Raw genomic sequence first — 15,301 nt, forward strand, 5'->3', positions numbered from 1 at the left:
AGGAGACCACGCAAGACTCTTTCTAGAGAAACCGCAGGGGCGAAAAGATGGCAAAGCTGACGATTATTATCCCTTACTACCAGAAGGAGCCGGGCATCCTTCGGCGGGCGCTTACGTCCGTCTTCGCCCAGACATTTCAGGACTTCCATATCTTGGTCGTCGACGATCAATCTCCTTATTCGATCGATGAGGAACTAGCGCCGCTTAGTGAGGACATGCGCGAGCGCATCACTGTCGTGCGGCAATCCAATCAGGGGCCGGGTGGCGCACGCAACACCGGGCTCGACAATGTTCCACATGACGCGGAGTTCGTAGCATTCCTCGATTCCGACGACGTCTGGACGCCCGATCACCTGAGGAATGCCTATCAAAGCCTGACGCGATTCGATGCCGATTGTTATTGGGCGTCAATATCGGGCGGCGATGCATTCTACTATCATTTCGGCGTCGCCGATCTCCTGAAGAGCGATACCTGCATTCGGTTGCAGGAGAGCCCGTTGGTGGTGGAGATTCCAGATCTTTCCAACGTGATGTTGAGGAACTGGAGCTTCCTGCATCTGTCCTGCATGGTGATCGGGCGCTCGTTGTTCGAGACGATCCGCTTCGACGCCGCACTCCGGCTGGCAGCGGAGGACGTGCTGTTCTTTTGCGATTGCGTGTTGTCGGCCCGGCGCGTGGTGCTTTGCGACGCGGCCGGCGCCGAACGCGGCGAGGGCATCAACATCTTCCATTCGATCGACAACGATTCGCCGGAGTTTCTGCAGCAGCAGTTCAACACCTTCGTGGCACTCGAAACGCTCGAGGGCCGGTTTTCACGCCGACCGTCGGAAATCGCCTCGATCCGGTCCTATCAGCACACGGCCCGCCGTCAGGCCTTGTGGAGCCAGGCACGCCGGCTGCGCCGCAAGAAGGCACCACAATTCAGGCTCCTTGCGCGCTGGGTATGGCGCGATCCGAAATTGCTGCAAAGCGCCCTCGAACTGGCCGTCGGCAAACTATCACCGCAACGCTGATCACGAAGACAGCATCCCTGAGGAGGGAACAGACCCGCCGCTTGCGGCGCCGGACACATTTTCATTTGAGAGAAGGGACCGCTTATGAAGCCCTATTACTGGGAATCACATCACGGAAATTTCGGAGACGACCTCAATCTTTGGCTCTGGGATTTCCTCTTGCCTCGTTTCCGCGACAGCCATGACGACATCCTGCTCGTCGGCGTCGGTACGGTGCTCAATCGAGCGTTATTACCCGATGGCATACGAAAGCTGGTGCTCGGCAGCGGCTTTGGCTATGGCACGCTTCCGGATATGCGCGATACGGCGGAATGGGACATTCGCAGTGTGCGCGGTCCGCTGACAGCCGAAAAGGTCGGCATCGAGCCCGAACGCGGTATTATCGATCCGGCCGTGATGGTTGCCGAGATGCCGGAGTTCCAGAACTTGCCCAAGATCCACAAGCGCAGCTTCGTGCCGCATTGGGAGAGTGCGATTGCTGGCATGTGGCCGACGACCTGCGGCACTGTCGGCCTGCACTATATCGACCCGCGCGGCGAGGCCGGAGCCGTGATCCGGGAGATCGCTCAGTCCGAGCTGATCGTGGCGGAATCGATGCACGGCGCCATCCTTGCGGACGCCTTTCGCGTTCCGTGGGTAGCGGTCTCGACCTCGAACAGCATCAACAGCTTCAAGTGGAATGATTGGGCTCGCACGGTCGGGGTGACCTATCGCCCACGCCATGTCCCGGTTTCCAGTCGGGCCGAAGCGATGATCAAGGGCACCCGGTTCTGGGGCATGGGGTTCGACATACCGGAAACCTATGGCGAAGATCCGAACCGCCGGCAGATAGATGGAGGCCTGGTCGTCGACGCGAAGCAGCCTAGACAAACGTTTCTACGCGGAGCGGCCAAGCAGCTGTTGGCGGCGCCGTCGACGCTGGCATTGTGGCAGGCAAGCAGAGCGCAACCGCAACTGAGTGAAGACCGTGTTCTTGCCGAGCGCAAGGTGCGCTTCCGCGATGTCCTCGAGACGGTTCGTCGCGACTATCTCTGAAGGTAGAGGTGAAACGGCGCCCCCAGTGGGCGCCGTTTCACTGGCGATTAGCCCAATTCAGCGGAAGCCGGCAGCAGGTAACGCAGCCGTCCCGAGCCGCCGAGCGCCGCCAAGGCATCGGGCTTGCTCCGTGTCATGCGCTCGGTCTTATCAGCAAAGATCCCGCCGGCGACTGCCGGAACGGCTGCCGGTTTGCCGAGCAGGTAGGTGACGGCGGCGATCGGCCCGCCCTGGCGTTTCAGGTCGAGAAAATGGCGATGTTCGTAGCGCCCACGAATATGGCGTTCGTGCCGGCGGATCACGGCGGACGCCTCTGCACTCAATTGATTGTCCGCAAGGATCGCCCGGTCGGCCTCATAAAGCCTCTTCAGGTCTTCGGTGCGGTGACTGCCGCTCAGCGAATTGCCGCGTACGATGGCGGCATAACCGCAGCTGTGGATGATCCTGTAGCGCGCGCCCTTGGCAAGTGCTCGTAGATAGAGGTCGTAATCTTCGCCGAGACGAAGGGTCTCGTTGTAGGCGAGCTGATGGGTGGAAAGAAACTCACGCCGCATGAGGGGCTTGAGAAAACCGATCTCTCCCCGCCTGACGCCGCGGCGCGAGATGTTACCCTCGACGAAGCCGGCGAGATCGAGAAGGCGTGGCTCCGGTTGGAACCGGTCCACTTCGTCCGCTGCATCAGCGGCGGCCGCCTCGTCCATGAAGGCAATGTTGTCGGCGACGAAATCCCAATCAGAAACGTCCAGGAGCTGGCCAAGTCTGCCGGGCAGAAAGAAATCATCGGCATCGAGGATGGCGAGGATAGGTGAGCGGCTGATCGATATCGCGTGGTTTCGTGCTGCAGCCGGTCCTCTATTCTTCTCGAAGCGCACGATGTTCAGCCGTCCGGTGTCGTCGGCAACGGACAGGGCGGCCGACGCGGTCGTGTCGGTCGAACCATCGTCGATGACGATGACCTCGGCGGTCTCGGGCTCGGCCAAGGCCGAGGCGACGGCCCTTGCAATCGTTTCGGCGGCATTTTTTGCGGCGATGATGACACAGACGTCCATCCTTGCAGCTGCGGTCATTGTGGCCTCCAGCGTTACCTCGGGCATGGCCGGCATCGGTATTGCTTGCCGGTTTGCTGCACGATGCAACGGGATCATGTCGCAACCGCGTCAAAACGTTGACTTTTTTGTTGATGGTATCGCCAGCGGAGAAGGAGGCCGTCTTTCGCGCGTCAGGGGTTGATGTGGCCTGACCTGTTCAAGCGCCCCGTCGAAACCTTGCCGGGCTGCTTTTCGTCGGTCGTCGCACGTGCGCTCTCGGCTGCCTGCCGCTGGCGCTCGCGGGCCTTCTTCCAGACGAGAAAAACGACAGCCAGGAAATAGCCAACCTGCATCAGGACTGCGCAGATCAAGGTTTGAATAAGGGTCGAGGTCGGCGAACCGTTCAGCAGATAGGTGACGATGGCAAACACCGTCAAAGCGCCAATCATGCTCGCAAAGACACGGGGTGCGAACATCGCTCTACCTAGCCATCGGGTCTGTTGTTGGTGTCTCCATCGGAGCTAAAGCCCTTCCAACCACGGAGTTTCAATATATTGGCGGTTATCCCTCGGTTCAACCGACAATAACCGCAGATGCAATATAAGCCGCTATAGCCCCGAAAATGTTTATGTCGCCTTTAGAACAGGCCGCCGCCAATCAAATTCCGTTGATTGGACGGGCCGGGGCGGATCGAGGGAATCGGTTTGCACCGCGGCCATATCGAGGCCGGTTGGGGCCTGACGGGCCGAGATGTGTTGCTCGATATTCCACCCTCCGTGGATTTCGCCTTGTTTCGTTCGTCTCGAAGTTGGCCCCGCTCTCCTCTTGTTATCAACTTTTGTTACAAGATTCGCGATTGTGAACGTTTTGCGCGTGCAATGCAAAAGAATGCTGCGCCGCAAAATACATCGGCGAATTTGACGGATCTCAATTTACAGAGTGGGAAAATCTTCGGACGCAAGACGAAGGCAAACATCACTAGTTCAAGGTAAGGTCAATTTTTTCATGAGTAATTTCGGTTTGTCCGGAAACTACATCGAAACCGACCGGAAGCCACTTGGCTCGCCATGAATAGATGATCTTCTGGATCAAGGAAATATTACATATTCGCGATCGATGATATACGTCAGTGAACCGCGGGCACGGCGCCGGTCATCATTTCGCCTTTAAAAAACAAATTCTAACCATACACTCATTCTTGGATACGAGTGCGCCCCAAGGGGACCGACCAATCGCCAACGTAAATGGAGTCTTCTCTATGAAGTCTGCGACTCGATCGGCCAATTCGCCGTTTTACAGTACCGCAGAGTCGGGAGCATTTCGTCCGGTAGGAGGAATTTCGAAGCGCGGCTTCGACATCTTCACCGCTTCGCTGGCTCTCGCCTTTCTCAGTCCGCTCTTCCTGCTCTTGATGATGCTCGTCAAGTTTTCCGACGGCGGTTCCGTTTTTTACGGTCACCGCCGTATCGGCCATAATGGCCGTTCATTCCGCTGCCTGAAGTTCCGCACGATGCGGGCGGACGGGGATCGGCTCTTGCAGGAATATCTCCGCAACAATCCCGCCGCCTACGAGGAATGGCGTGCAACGCGCAAGCTGCAGGACGACCCGCGGGTGACCGTTGTCGGCAGCGTGCTGCGCAAACTCAGCCTCGACGAACTGCCGCAGCTCATCAACATCCTGCGCGGCGAAATGAGCATCGTCGGCCCGCGCCCCGTCGTCGAAGACGAACTCGAACTCTACGATGCTGCAGCTGTGTTCTACCTGCAGTCCCGCCCGGGCCTGACGGGTCTTTGGCAGATCAGCGGCAGGAATGACGTTTCCTATGCCGCTCGCGTCGCCTTCGACACGCATTATGTTCAGAACTGGTCGCTGATCCGCGACTTCTCCATCGTCGTCAAGACGATCCCCGCAGTCTGCTTTTCTCGCGGCAGCTATTGACGAACGCTGCGCCACGGAGCCTGACGACCTCAGTCGTCGGACGCCGGCGCGGGCGACCAGCAACCGGGAAATTTTAATGAAACATCAAGTTACCAAAGGGAGATCGCGTATCTCCCTCCCCAAGCCGTATTCCCTAAAGGTCGCCATGCTGGCGGCCATAACAGTGTTCGGTGCGCTGCCGGCACATGCTGACGAGTACCATCTCGGTGTCATGGACAAGTTGAAGATCCGCGTGGCCGAATGGCAAACCGCCGAAGGCGCAGTGCGCGACTGGTCGGTGGTAAGCGGCGAATATACCGTTGGTGCCTCCGGCATGGTCTCCATCCCCTTCATCGGCGACTTGCCGGCGGCCGGCAAGACGACGAACGAGATGAGCGAGGCGATCGGCGTCAAGATGCAGACACTGTTCGGCCTGCGTGACCGGCCCTCGGCTTCCGTCGAACTCGCCCAGTATCGTCCCGTCTATCTTTCAGGCGAGATCCAGAAACCTGGCGAATATCCCTATGCGCCGAATCTGACGGTGCTCAAGGCCATCAGCCTTGGTGGCGGCTTGAGGCGTTCGGAGAGCGGCCAGCGTTTTGCACGCGACTATATCAATGCCCGTGGAGATTCGAGCGTGCAGGTTTCCGAGCGCAACCGGCTCTTGATCCGGCGCGCGCGCCTGCAGGCGGAGATCGCCGGCAAGGACAAGATCGAGCTGCCCAAGGAGCTCAAGGATGCGCCCGACCTCGCCGGCTTACTCGAAAGCGAGGCTGCATTGATGGTTTCGCGCGACAAGAGACAGAAGCGCCAGCTGGCGTCGCTGGCCGATCTCAAGTCACTGCTCGAAAGCGAAATCCAGGCGCTGGCGAAAAAGTCGGAAACGCAGAACCGTCAATTGGACCTGGTGATCGAAGACCGGGACAAGATCGAGGGGCTTGCCGAAAAGGGACTGGCGCTGAGTGCGCGCAAGCTCGCGCTGGAACAGCGCGTGGCGGAGCTGCAATCAGCCGTTCTCGATATCGACACGGCGTCTCTGAAGGCAAAACAGGATGTCAGCAAGGCGACCCAGGACGATACCAACCTGCGCAACGATTGGGATGCCCAGCTTGCCCAGGACCTGCAAAACACCGAGGCAGAGCTCGATACGCTTGCGATCAAGCTTGGCACCAGTCGCGACCTTATGACCGAGGCGCTATTGCAATCGGCCGAGGCGGCACAGACCAAGGACAACATGTCGGAGGCGGTCGTCAGCTATTCGATCGTCCGCGAGAAGGACGGCAAGGCACAGCAGATCGCGGCTGACGAGAACACGCCGGTTCTGCCAGGCGATGTCATCAAGGTCGAAGCCAACCTAGCCATGCGCTAGAGATTTCCAGGAAAAGTGCGAAGCGGTTTTCCGTCTGGAAATGCGTAGAAACAAGGAGATAGAGCGTTTCTGTGACTCCGTTTAACCCGGAAACGCTCTGAGGGATCGCGATGAGGATTTCCAAGGCAAGCCTCGTTTCTCCTGGTGGAAACCAGGCCTACGGTACGTTTGCGCTGGCGATATCGTTCTTCGTCTTTGCCTATTCCTCTCGGTTCGGGCAGGCGTCGATCCTCGTCTACTACGCGCTGTGGCTGCCGCTGGTCCTCGTCGACTATCGAAGGGTGCTCGGCAATTACGGCAAATACATCTGGATCCTCGCTTTTGCCGTCTTTGCCTGCCTGTCCGTCTTCTGGTCGGGAGCACCTGGGATGACCGCAAGGACCGGGGTTCAATATCTCTCGCATGTCATTTGCGCCCTGATTGCCATGCGCACGATCGACATCCGGACGCTCGTGCACGGCGCACTGGCGGGTGTCGGCATCGTGCTCACCTATTCGCTGCTGTTCGGCGTCTACCACCTCGATCCGCTGGACGGAACTTTTAGCTTCGTCGGTGCCTTTGCGTCGAAGAACCAGCTTGGCTTTTATGCGTCCCTCGGGATCTACTTCGCCTTCATCGCTCCGGTTGCGCTCGGTGAGCGCAGGCTTTGGCTCGCCGCCGCCGGGGTCGTGGGGCTAATATCGGCCTATTCGCTGTTCGCCTCGCAGTCGGCGACGTCGGTCCTGACGGCCGTCGCCATCATCGGCTGCTGGCTCGGCATGCGCGCTGTCGGCATGCTGTCGCCCGGTCATCGCAAGGGACTGTTCCTGGGCGCGGTCGTCTTGGGCGGTGTAACCGCTATCGCCGCTGTCTATGGCGGTGGCGTCGATCTTGTTCTCGGTCTCTTCGGCAAGGATTCGACGCTCACGGGGCGGACCTATCTTTGGCAGCAGGGGATAGAGGCCGCGCTGTCATCGCCTCTCGTCGGCGTGGGCTATCAGGCCTATTGGGTTCAGGGCTTCTCGGAACCAGAGCGTCTCTGGGAGGAGTTCTTCATCGCGACCCGCTCGGGCTTCCATTTCCACAACACCTTCATCGAGGCGATGGTGGAGACGGGTGCAATCGGGCTCGTACTCCTTTGTACCGTGCTAATGGTCACCGTCTTCGGCCATATCAAGCGGTTGCTGGCCTTTGACCATCACACGGAATCCTCGGTGCTCTTCGGTGTGGCCATGCTGCTTTTGGTGCGAGCCTTCGTCGAGATCGACATCATGAATCCCTATCACGTCGGCTCCTTCCTGCTCTACTTCGCGGCCGGCAAGCTGACGATCAGGCAAGGCCGGCGCATCGTCAGCGAGCGTCGCCTCGCAGAAATCAGGGTGTTGGCGAGCCACCATCCGCAGTTGAGGTTCTGATGGCCCAGACGCCGATGAAAACCATCCATGGCATTCAGTATCTGCGTGCGCTTGCGGCGCTGGGGGTCGTGCTGTTTCATGCGGCGGAGCGGACAGGCCATCATTTCGCGATCGGTGCGGCCGGCGTCGACGTCTTCTTTGTCATCAGCGGCTTTATCATGTGGGTGATCAGCGACCGTCGCCCGGTCGCGCCGCTATCGTTCCTCAAGGAGCGGCTCCGCCGGATCGCGCCGATCTATTGGCTCGCCACAATGGTGATGATCGGGGGAGGGGGGGCCGGCCTCTTCCCGAACCTCGTGCTGACGGTCGAGCATGTTCTGGCGTCACTGGCGTTTATCCCGGCGCGCTCGCCGAGCAGCGGCGAGGTCTGGCCGGTGCTCGTGCAAGGCTGGACACTCAATTTCGAGATGTTCTTCTACGTCGTCTTCGCGGCATCGTTGCTGCTGCCGAGACATCGCCGGCTGCCGATGATGGCGGCATTGTTTCTGGTGCTGGTGTTGCTCGGCCTTGCGATCGATACCGAAAATCCGCTTCTCTTGACCTACACCCGCCCCGTCATCCTGGAATTCGTCGCCGGCATGATTGTCGCTGAATGTTGGTTGCGGGGCAGGGTCGTTGGACCGCGCGTCGGCATGGCGCTTTTCCTCGGGGCACTAGCCGGATTTGCAGCGCTTGCCGTGCTGCGCCTGCCGTTTGACGAAAGGATATTGGGCCCGCTGGCGGTCCTGCTCGTCGTCGCCACCCTTGCGCTTGAAGCCGGCGGCTGGTTTCAAAAATGGGCGTTGCCGACCCTGCTCGGCGATGCCTCCTACTCGATCTACCTGTGGCACACCTTCGCCATATCGGTCATCGTCAAGGCGGCTGCGATGATGGGTACGAATTCAGCGCTGACTCTGGTCTGCGCTTTCTCCGTCGGCACGATTGCCGGCGTCGTTGCCTATCTCATACTCGAGCGTCCGCTGCTTCGGCGTGCCCGCTCCAGATTGCCTCTGAACCGGGCGCGCCAGGCATCCTAGACATCTAAGCCAGGGATGCGGTCAGCCGAAGTGCCTGATGTCAACCGCCCTGGTTGCGGCGGGAATGCCAGTTCCAGGCGGTTCGCGTAATAGCCGCCAGGTCATATTGCGGCTCCCAGCCGAGCACTTCGCGGGCCTTGTCGTTATTAGCAACGAGCGTGGTCGAATCACCCTCGCGGCGATCGACATAGTCGATGCCGAAACTGCGGCCTGAGACTTCGGTGATCGCGCTCAGCAGTTCCTTCACCGTTGTGCCGGTGCCCGTGCCGAGATTGAGTTCGACGCTGTCGCCGCCTTCAAGCAGATATTCGACGGCGCGGACATGTGCATCGGCGAGGTCAAGCACGTGGATATAGTCGCGCACGCAGGTGCCGTCGCGGGTGTCGTAATCCGTCCCGAAGACCTTGAAGCCGTCACGGCGACCGAGGGCGGCATCGATCGCCAGCGGGATCGCATGGGTCTCAGGCTCGTGCCACTCGCCGATCCGCCCTTCCGGGTCGGCACCGGCGGCATTGAAGTAACGCAGGATGACCGAGCGCAAGCCCTTGTACTGCCCATAGTCCTTCAGCGCCTGTTCGCAGACCCATTTGGTGCGGCCATAGGGATTGATCGGCGCCTGGCGGTGCTGTTCGTCGATCGGCACGCTTTCCGGTAGGCCGTAGGTGGCGCAGGTCGACGAAAACACGAAGGCCTCGATGCCGGCGGAAAGTGCTGCCGACAGAAGGGTCAAGGTCCCGATCACGTTGTTGTCATAGAACGAGACCGGATCCTTGACGGACTCCCCGACCTCGATCATCGCTGCAAAATGCAGGATCGCCCGCGGTTTGTGGCGCGCAAGCACCTCATCGAGCCGCTGCCGGTCCCGGATGTCACCCTTTTCCAGAACGCCCCATTTGACGAACTCCTCATGGCCGTTCGACAGATTGTCGTAGACCACGGGTTCGAACCCCTTGGACGCAAGCTGAAGGCAGGTGTGCGAGCCGATATAGCCGGCGCCGCCGACGACGAGAACCTTGTTGTTTGTCATGATTATCTCAATCTCGAGCTTGGAAGGAATTGGCAAAGTTTTCAATGAATAATGGCCAAATTGTCAATGGCTCGTGAAGCGTTTCGCGCATGGGAGGGCGTTCTATTTCCGCGCCCTGATCCGCAGGCAACTTGAGACCAGCAAAACAAGGCAAGGAAACGGCCTCGGGAGAAATATCTCCATCGGCTCGGAGGCGGAGATGCTTCTTTCGCTTCGCTCGAAACATATAGTATATTAATTTACTAGATTTAGTTGATAAGCCGACGATTGGTCGTACGATAGCCTTCAGACATCTAAAGGAAGGCTCCCATGACGACGAAACTGAAACGGCTCGCGCTGACGCTGGCGGCACTGACCGCCTCCGGCTTTTTCCTGCCTAGCGCTTTTGCGGAGGGCGCGGGCGACCCGGTCAAGGGTGGGACGCTGATCTATCTCGAGCAGCAGGCCCATACCAATCTCTATCCGCCGGCCGGCGGCTTTTACCCGAATGGTGGCATCCTCAATCAGATCACCGACAAGCTGACCTACCAGAACCCGAAGACGCTCGAAATCGAGCCGTGGATCGCAGAATCCTGGACGGTCAATGCTGGTGCGACCGAGTACACATTCAAGATCCGTCCCGGCGTCACCTTCTCCGACGGCACGCCGCTCGATGCAGCCGCGGTCGCGAAGAACTACGACGTCTTCGGGCTCGGCAACAAGGAGCTGAAACAGCCGGTTTCTGAGGTCATCAACAACTACGAGCGCAGCGAAGTGATCGATCCGCTGACGGTCAAGTTCTACTTCAAGAAACCGTCGCCGGGCTTCCTGCAGGGCACGTCGGTGATCGGCTCCGGGCTCGTCGCCGCAAGCACGCTGGCGCTTCCGTTCGAACAGCTGGGGGATGCCACCAAGATCATCGGCTCCGGTCCGTTCGTCGTCGACAGCGAGACCATCGGCAAGGAACTGAACCTGAAGGCGCGCGAAGAATACGCCTGGGGTCCGGCAAAGCTCATGCATCAGGGTCGCGCCTATCTCGATGGCATCAAATACATCATCACCGGCGAGGATAGCGTGCGTATCGGCGCTCTGCTGGCTGGCCAGGCGGACTTCATCCGGCAGGTCCAGGCGTATGATGAAAAGCAGGTCGAGGCACAGGATTATCAGATCTACGCGCCCTCGACGCGCGGCGTGAACAATAGCGTCGTCTTCCGGCCCGACAATCCGCTCGTCGCCGACGTGAAGGTGCGCAAGGCGCTGCTGCACGCGACCGACGCCAAGGAAATCGTTACGACGCTGTTTTCCGCCAACTACCCACAGGCGACGTCGATCATCGCATCGACCGCTCTCGGCTACCGCGATATTTCGGCAAAGCTCGCCTTTGATCCCGAGAAGGCAAAGGCCCTTCTTGATGAAGCCGGCTGGACGATCGGTGGCAACGGTCTGCGGCAGAAGGACGGCAAGGAACTGGTGCTGACGGCCTATGAATCCCTGCCGCAGCCGCAGAACAAGGAAACGCTGCAGCTGGTGGCGCAGCAATGGGGCAAGCTTGGCGTCAAGCTGACCGTGCTTGCCGGTGACAGCGGCAGCAGGATCGTCGACGATCTCGACCCGTTGAAGACGCCGGTTTCGCCGGCCATGGTCGGCCGCGCCGATCCTGATGTGATCAAGAGCCAGTACTATCCGAAAAACCGCGACGTCCTGCGCCAGAAGGGCGGACAGAGCGACAAGGTGCAGAGCTTCGCCGACGACAAGCTGAACGGTCTGCTCGAGGCGCTTGCCTCGGAACCGGATCGTCAGAAGCGGCTGGCGATTGCCGGCGAGGTGCAGGACTACGTCGTCGACCAGGCCTATGCGATCCCGATCTTTGAAGAGCCGCAAGCCTTTGCCGGGGCGCCTTATGTCCAGGGTATCGCCTTCGAGGCGGTCGGCCGACCGAGCTTCTACAGCACCTGGCTTGCCGAACACTGACACTGGCCAAACCGGCCACGCGCATCGCCGTGGCCGGCTTTCGCAATGTGACCAAGCAGAGGAACGGCGAATGTCCGGATATTTGCTCAATCGCCTGGGGCAGGCATTGTTCGTCCTATGGGCGGCTTTCACCATCTCCTTCGTGTTGCTTCAGGCGATGCCCGGTGACGCCATCCTCATCAAGTTTCAGAACCCGGAACTCGGGCTCAACCCGCAGCAGATTGCCGATATCCGGGCTTCCTATGCCGCCGACAGTGCCATCTGGGTGCAGTATGTCCAGACGATCGGCCAGTTCTTCACCGGCAACTTCGGCTATTCCGTTCAAGCCGGCGTTCCCGTCAGCACGATGCTTGCGGCGCACCTGCCGGCGACGCTCAAACTCGCATCGCTTGGCTTCGTTCTTGCCGCTGTCCTTGCTGTTGCCATCGCCTTCGTATCGAGCCTCACGCCCTTCGCCTGGCTCCGCGGCGCGCTCCAGTCCGTGCCGTCGCTTTTCATCTCGATCCCGACCTTCTGGCTCGGAATCATGCTGATCCAGATCTTTTCCTTTCGCCTGAAACTCGTGCCGGTCATCAATCCCGGTCCCTGGCAGGAGCTTATCCTGCCCGTCGTCACCCTGGCCGTGCCGATCTCCGCGCCGCTTGCCCAGGTGCTGGTGCGCAACATCGACGACGTGCTCACACGCCCCTTCGTTGCGGTTGCCCGCGCCAAGGGGGCGACCCGCCACTGGGTCCTGTGGCGACACGTTGCCAAGAACGCGCTGCTGCCGACGCTGACCATCGCCGGCGTGCTCTTCGGCGAGCTCATCGCCGGCGCAGTCGTCACCGAAACGGTCTTCGGCCTCAACGGTATCGGAGGACTGACGGAAAGGGCCGTCGGCAGCCAGGACGCTGCCGTGCTCCAGGCAATCGTCGTGCTCTCGGCCCTAGCCTTCGTCGTCATCAATCTCATCGTGGATCTGCTCTTTCCTGTGCTCGATCCGCGTCTTCGGACAAAAGCAGGAGCCACGGCATGACTACCTTCGACACGATCCACGACGACGTCATCGCGTCAGGGCGCGGGCAGCGGACCGGCAGGCGCTTGTCGCTGCCCCTCCTCATGCGCCGGTTGCCGCCGGGCCTCGTTTTGTCCTGGCTGGTTCTGGGTATTGCCTTCCTCTGGGCAGTCGCCCCGTGGCTTTTCACCAGCTACAACCCGCTCGAAGGGGTCGGCGGTGAACAGCTGCGGCGGCCGGATGCGGGCCATCTGCTGGGCACCGACGCGCTCGGGCGCGATCTCTACGCCCGCATCGTCTATGGCGCTGTCCACTCGCTTACCGGCGCCTTCGTCGCCGTTGCCCTTGGTCTTGTCATCGGCATCGGCCTCGGTGTGGTGGCTGGTTCGGTCCGGCGCCGGCTTGACGACGCGATCATGCGGCTTGTCGACGTGTTGCTGTCGATCCCGCCATTGCTACTGTCGCTCAGCGTCATCATTTTGCTCGGCTTCGGCACGGTCAATGCGGCGATTGCCGTTGGCCTCACTTCGGTTGCCGGCTTTGCGCGCCTGGCACGCTCGGAAGTGGTGCGTGTCCGGCGCAGCGATTATGTCGAGGCGGCTTTCGGCAGCGGCGGCACATTCTCCGCTGTGCTCTGGCGGCATGTGTTGCCGAATTCGCTGACTTCTGTCCTTGGCATCGCGGCGTTGCAGTTCGGCTCGGCGGTGCTGCAGATCTCGACCCTTGGATTCCTAGGCTACGGCGCGCCGCCGCCGACACCGGAATGGGGGCTGCTGATTGCTGAGGGCCGCAACTACATCTCAACGGCCTGGTGGCTGACGACCGCGCCAGGCGTCGTCGTTGTCTTGGTGGTTCTGGCCGCCAATCGCGTCAGCCAATCCTTCGGCAAGGTGGCGGCATGAGTACGTCAGCCGCTGCATCCCCGCCGGTGCTCGAAGTCGAGAACCTGTCGATCTCCTACCATGACGGCATCGCCCATCACCGTGCCGTTCACGATGTTTCGTTTCGGATCGAGCCCGGCGAGGTTGTCGCCCTGGTCGGCGAGTCAGGCTCCGGCAAGACGACGACGGCGCAGTCGATCATCGGTCTGCTCCAGGCCAACGGCCGCATCGATGGCGGCAGCATCAAGCTCAACGGCACGGACATTGCGCGTTGGTCGGATCGCCAGCTCGATGTCGTGCGAGGCGCCAAGATCAGTCTGGTGCCGCAGGATCCGGCAAGCTCGCTCAATCCCGTCAAGACGATCGGGGCGCAGGTCAGCGAGATTCTTCGGATCCATGGCGCCGCAAGCGGTCATGCTCTGGAAGCGCAGGTGATTTCACTTCTGGAGCGCGTCGGGCTGAGCGAACCTGCGCTCAGGGTGCGGCAATATCCGCATGAGCTTTCGGGCGGCATGCGCCAGCGCGTGTTGATTGCCATCGCTGTCGCGCTGAAGCCACAGCTCATCATCGCCGACGAGCCGACAAGCGCGCTCGATGTCACGGTCCAGAGACGCATTCTCGACCTGATCGATGAATTGCGCACCGAATTCGGCACCTCGGTGCTGCTCGTGACGCACGACCTCGGTGTTGCCGCTGACCGCGCCGACCGGCTTGTCGTGTTGCAGGGCGGGCGGGTTCAGGAGCTCGGGGCGACCAAAATTGTCCTGGCCGCACCGCGCAGCGCGTACACCCGGCAGTTGATTGCCGACGCGCCGTCGTTCTCGGCCGTTGCCCGCAAAACTCCGGCGACCGCCCGCGAAAAGGCTGCGCCTTCGGACAACGACGTCGTCATCGTTGATGGCCTTGTGCAGGACTTCGTGCGGCCGGACGGCGATGGCAAACCGTTTCGTGCCGTCGACGGCCTCAGTTTCCGGGTCCGCCGCGGCACCACCCATGCCATCGTCGGTGAATCGGGTTCCGGCAAGACCACCAGCATTCGCGCCATCGTCGGGTTTCAGAAACCGACGGCGGGTCGCATCGAGATCGACGGCACCGATCTCTCGCAGCTTCGCGGCGAAACACTGCGTCAGTTCAGGCGCAAGATCCAGCTTGTCTACCAGAACCCCTATGGTTCGCTCGATCCACGCCAGACAGTGTTCGATATCGTTGCCGAGCCGTTGTTGAATTTTGGAAGGCTCGCCCGCCCGGCGCGCGAAGAGAAGGCCCGGGCGATCCTCAGCCGCGTTGGCCTGCCGGAAGCGGCCCTCAGTCGCCGTCCGCATGCACTTTCAGGCGGCCAACGGCAACGCGTGGCCATCGCGCGCGCACTCGTGCTCGACCCCGACGTTGTCGTCCTCGACGAGGCAGTCTCGGCGCTCGACGTGACGGTGCAGGCTCGCATCCTCGATCTTCTCGACGAACTCCAGCGCGATCTCGGGCTGACCTACCTGTTCGTATCTCATGACCTCGCGGTCGTGCGGCAGATCTCCGACACGGTGTCCGTGCTGAAGGACGGCCGTCTGGTCGACGGAGGAGCGGTCGAGGACGTCTTCGAACGGCCGGGCAGCGACTACACCCGCGATCTCATCAACGCCATTCCCGGACAAAATCGAGCAGCCCTCGTCTGACGACGCGGG

At 60.7% G+C, this 15,301-nt stretch carries 13 protein-coding genes; 10 read left to right on the forward strand and 3 right to left on the reverse strand.

Translation table 11 applies throughout. The features are described from left to right. Positions 1-47: 47 nt before the first annotated feature. Together BC363_RS19480 and BC363_RS19485 are read left to right on the forward strand one after the other, a co-directional pair. Positions 48-1,013 (forward strand): glycosyltransferase family 2 protein, encoded by a 966-nt coding sequence (locus tag BC363_RS19480; RefSeq protein ID WP_065783563.1) that lies wholly within the window; start codon positions 48-50, stop codon positions 1,011-1,013. 84 nt (positions 1,014-1,097) lie between these two features. Further along, positions 1,098-2,048, forward strand: coding sequence for a polysaccharide pyruvyl transferase family protein (locus BC363_RS19485; protein WP_065783564.1), 951 nt, complete (start codon positions 1,098-1,100; stop codon positions 2,046-2,048). Positions 2,049-2,095: 47 nt separating this feature from the next. Here the strand turns inward: BC363_RS19485 and BC363_RS19490 are convergent, their stop codons facing one another. Beyond that, the gene (locus BC363_RS19490; protein WP_065783604.1) at positions 2,096-3,115 is read right to left on the reverse strand and encodes a glycosyltransferase family 2 protein; all 1,020 of its coding nucleotides are present in this window, start codon (positions 3,113-3,115) and stop codon (positions 2,096-2,098) included. Positions 3,116-3,267: 152 nt separating this feature from the next. Beyond that, positions 3,268-3,552 carry an exopolysaccharide production repressor protein gene (locus BC363_RS19495; protein WP_065783565.1) on the reverse strand — a complete coding sequence of 95 codons (285 nt, stop codon included), beginning with the start codon at positions 3,550-3,552 and terminating at the stop codon, positions 3,268-3,270. Positions 3,553-4,334: 782 nt separating this feature from the next. Between BC363_RS19495 and BC363_RS19500 the strand changes: the two genes are divergently transcribed. The 4 genes from BC363_RS19500 (at position 4,335) to BC363_RS19515 (ending at position 8,773) form a co-directional block, all read left to right on the forward strand. Then, entirely contained in the window at positions 4,335-5,015 is a 681-nt protein-coding gene (locus BC363_RS19500; protein ID WP_065783566.1) for a sugar transferase, read from the forward strand. Positions 5,016-5,160: 145 nt separating this feature from the next. After that, entirely contained in the window at positions 5,161-6,363 is a 1,203-nt protein-coding gene (locus BC363_RS19505) for a polysaccharide biosynthesis/export family protein (protein ID WP_280137940.1), read from the forward strand. A gap of 110 nt (positions 6,364-6,473) precedes the next feature. Then, positions 6,474-7,757, forward strand: a complete 1,284-nt coding sequence (locus BC363_RS19510; protein ID WP_065783568.1) for an O-antigen ligase — start codon at positions 6,474-6,476, stop codon at positions 7,755-7,757. A gap of 14 nt (positions 7,758-7,771) precedes the next feature. After that, positions 7,772-8,773 (forward strand): acyltransferase, encoded by a 1,002-nt coding sequence (locus BC363_RS19515; RefSeq protein ID WP_065783605.1) that lies wholly within the window; start codon positions 7,772-7,774, stop codon positions 8,771-8,773. A 40-nt stretch (positions 8,774-8,813) separates the two neighbouring features. Here BC363_RS19515 and galE read toward each other — a convergent pair whose 3' ends face one another. Continuing rightward, positions 8,814-9,800: a UDP-glucose 4-epimerase GalE gene (gene galE, locus BC363_RS19520; RefSeq protein ID WP_065783569.1), complete on the reverse strand. Its 987-nt coding sequence runs from the start codon at positions 9,798-9,800 to the stop codon at positions 8,814-8,816. Positions 9,801-10,109: 309 nt separating this feature from the next. Between galE and BC363_RS19525 the strand changes: the two genes are divergently transcribed. The 4 genes from BC363_RS19525 to BC363_RS19540 all read left to right on the forward strand — a co-directional run bounded on the left by BC363_RS19525 (position 10,110) and on the right by BC363_RS19540 (position 15,292). Next, the gene (locus BC363_RS19525; RefSeq protein ID WP_083223505.1) at positions 10,110-11,750 is read left to right on the forward strand and encodes a TIGR04028 family ABC transporter substrate-binding protein; all 1,641 of its coding nucleotides are present in this window, start codon (positions 10,110-10,112) and stop codon (positions 11,748-11,750) included. A gap of 70 nt (positions 11,751-11,820) precedes the next feature. Continuing rightward, positions 11,821-12,765, forward strand: coding sequence for an ABC transporter permease (locus BC363_RS19530; protein WP_065783570.1), 945 nt, complete (start codon positions 11,821-11,823; stop codon positions 12,763-12,765). Then, entirely contained in the window at positions 12,762-13,646 is an 885-nt protein-coding gene (locus BC363_RS19535) for an ABC transporter permease (RefSeq protein WP_065783571.1), read from the forward strand. Before BC363_RS19530 ends, BC363_RS19535 begins: the two co-directional genes overlap by 4 nt. Further along, complete coding sequence (locus BC363_RS19540) at positions 13,643-15,292, forward strand: ABC transporter ATP-binding protein (protein WP_065783572.1); 1,650 nt, start codon at positions 13,643-13,645, stop codon at positions 15,290-15,292. Before BC363_RS19535 ends, BC363_RS19540 begins: the two co-directional genes overlap by 4 nt. The last annotated feature ends 9 nt before the right edge of the window (positions 15,293-15,301 follow it).

The organism is Ensifer sp. LC384 (genome assembly GCF_001695865.1).
In the GTDB taxonomy this organism is placed as follows: domain Bacteria; phylum Pseudomonadota; class Alphaproteobacteria; order Rhizobiales; family Rhizobiaceae; genus Ensifer.

What these genes read in the sequence shown, in the direction of transcription:
- BC363_RS19535 (WP_065783571.1), top strand. Translation starts at nt 12,762, where the DNA reads ATGACTACCTTCGACACGATCCACGACGACGTCATCGCGTCAGGGCGC.
- BC363_RS19500 (WP_065783566.1), top strand. Translation starts at nt 4,335, where the DNA reads ATGAAGTCTGCGACTCGATCGGCCAATTCGCCGTTTTACAGTACCGCA.
- BC363_RS19495 (WP_065783565.1), bottom strand. Translation starts at nt 3,552, where the DNA reads ATGTTCGCACCCCGTGTCTTTGCGAGCATGATTGGCGCTTTGACGGTG.
- galE (WP_065783569.1), bottom strand. Translation starts at nt 9,800, where the DNA reads ATGACAAACAACAAGGTTCTCGTCGTCGGCGGCGCCGGCTATATCGGC.
- BC363_RS19530 (WP_065783570.1), top strand. Translation starts at nt 11,821, where the DNA reads ATGTCCGGATATTTGCTCAATCGCCTGGGGCAGGCATTGTTCGTCCTA.
- BC363_RS19485 (WP_065783564.1), top strand. Translation starts at nt 1,098, where the DNA reads ATGAAGCCCTATTACTGGGAATCACATCACGGAAATTTCGGAGACGAC.
- BC363_RS19505 (WP_280137940.1), top strand. Translation starts at nt 5,161, where the DNA reads ATGCTGGCGGCCATAACAGTGTTCGGTGCGCTGCCGGCACATGCTGAC.
- BC363_RS19540 (WP_065783572.1), top strand. Translation starts at nt 13,643, where the DNA reads ATGAGTACGTCAGCCGCTGCATCCCCGCCGGTGCTCGAAGTCGAGAAC.
- BC363_RS19515 (WP_065783605.1), top strand. Translation starts at nt 7,772, where the DNA reads ATGAAAACCATCCATGGCATTCAGTATCTGCGTGCGCTTGCGGCGCTG.
- BC363_RS19525 (WP_083223505.1), top strand. Translation starts at nt 10,110, where the DNA reads ATGACGACGAAACTGAAACGGCTCGCGCTGACGCTGGCGGCACTGACC.
- BC363_RS19510 (WP_065783568.1), top strand. Translation starts at nt 6,474, where the DNA reads ATGAGGATTTCCAAGGCAAGCCTCGTTTCTCCTGGTGGAAACCAGGCC.
- BC363_RS19490 (WP_065783604.1), bottom strand. Translation starts at nt 3,115, where the DNA reads ATGACCGCAGCTGCAAGGATGGACGTCTGTGTCATCATCGCCGCAAAA.
- BC363_RS19480 (WP_065783563.1), top strand. Translation starts at nt 48, where the DNA reads ATGGCAAAGCTGACGATTATTATCCCTTACTACCAGAAGGAGCCGGGC.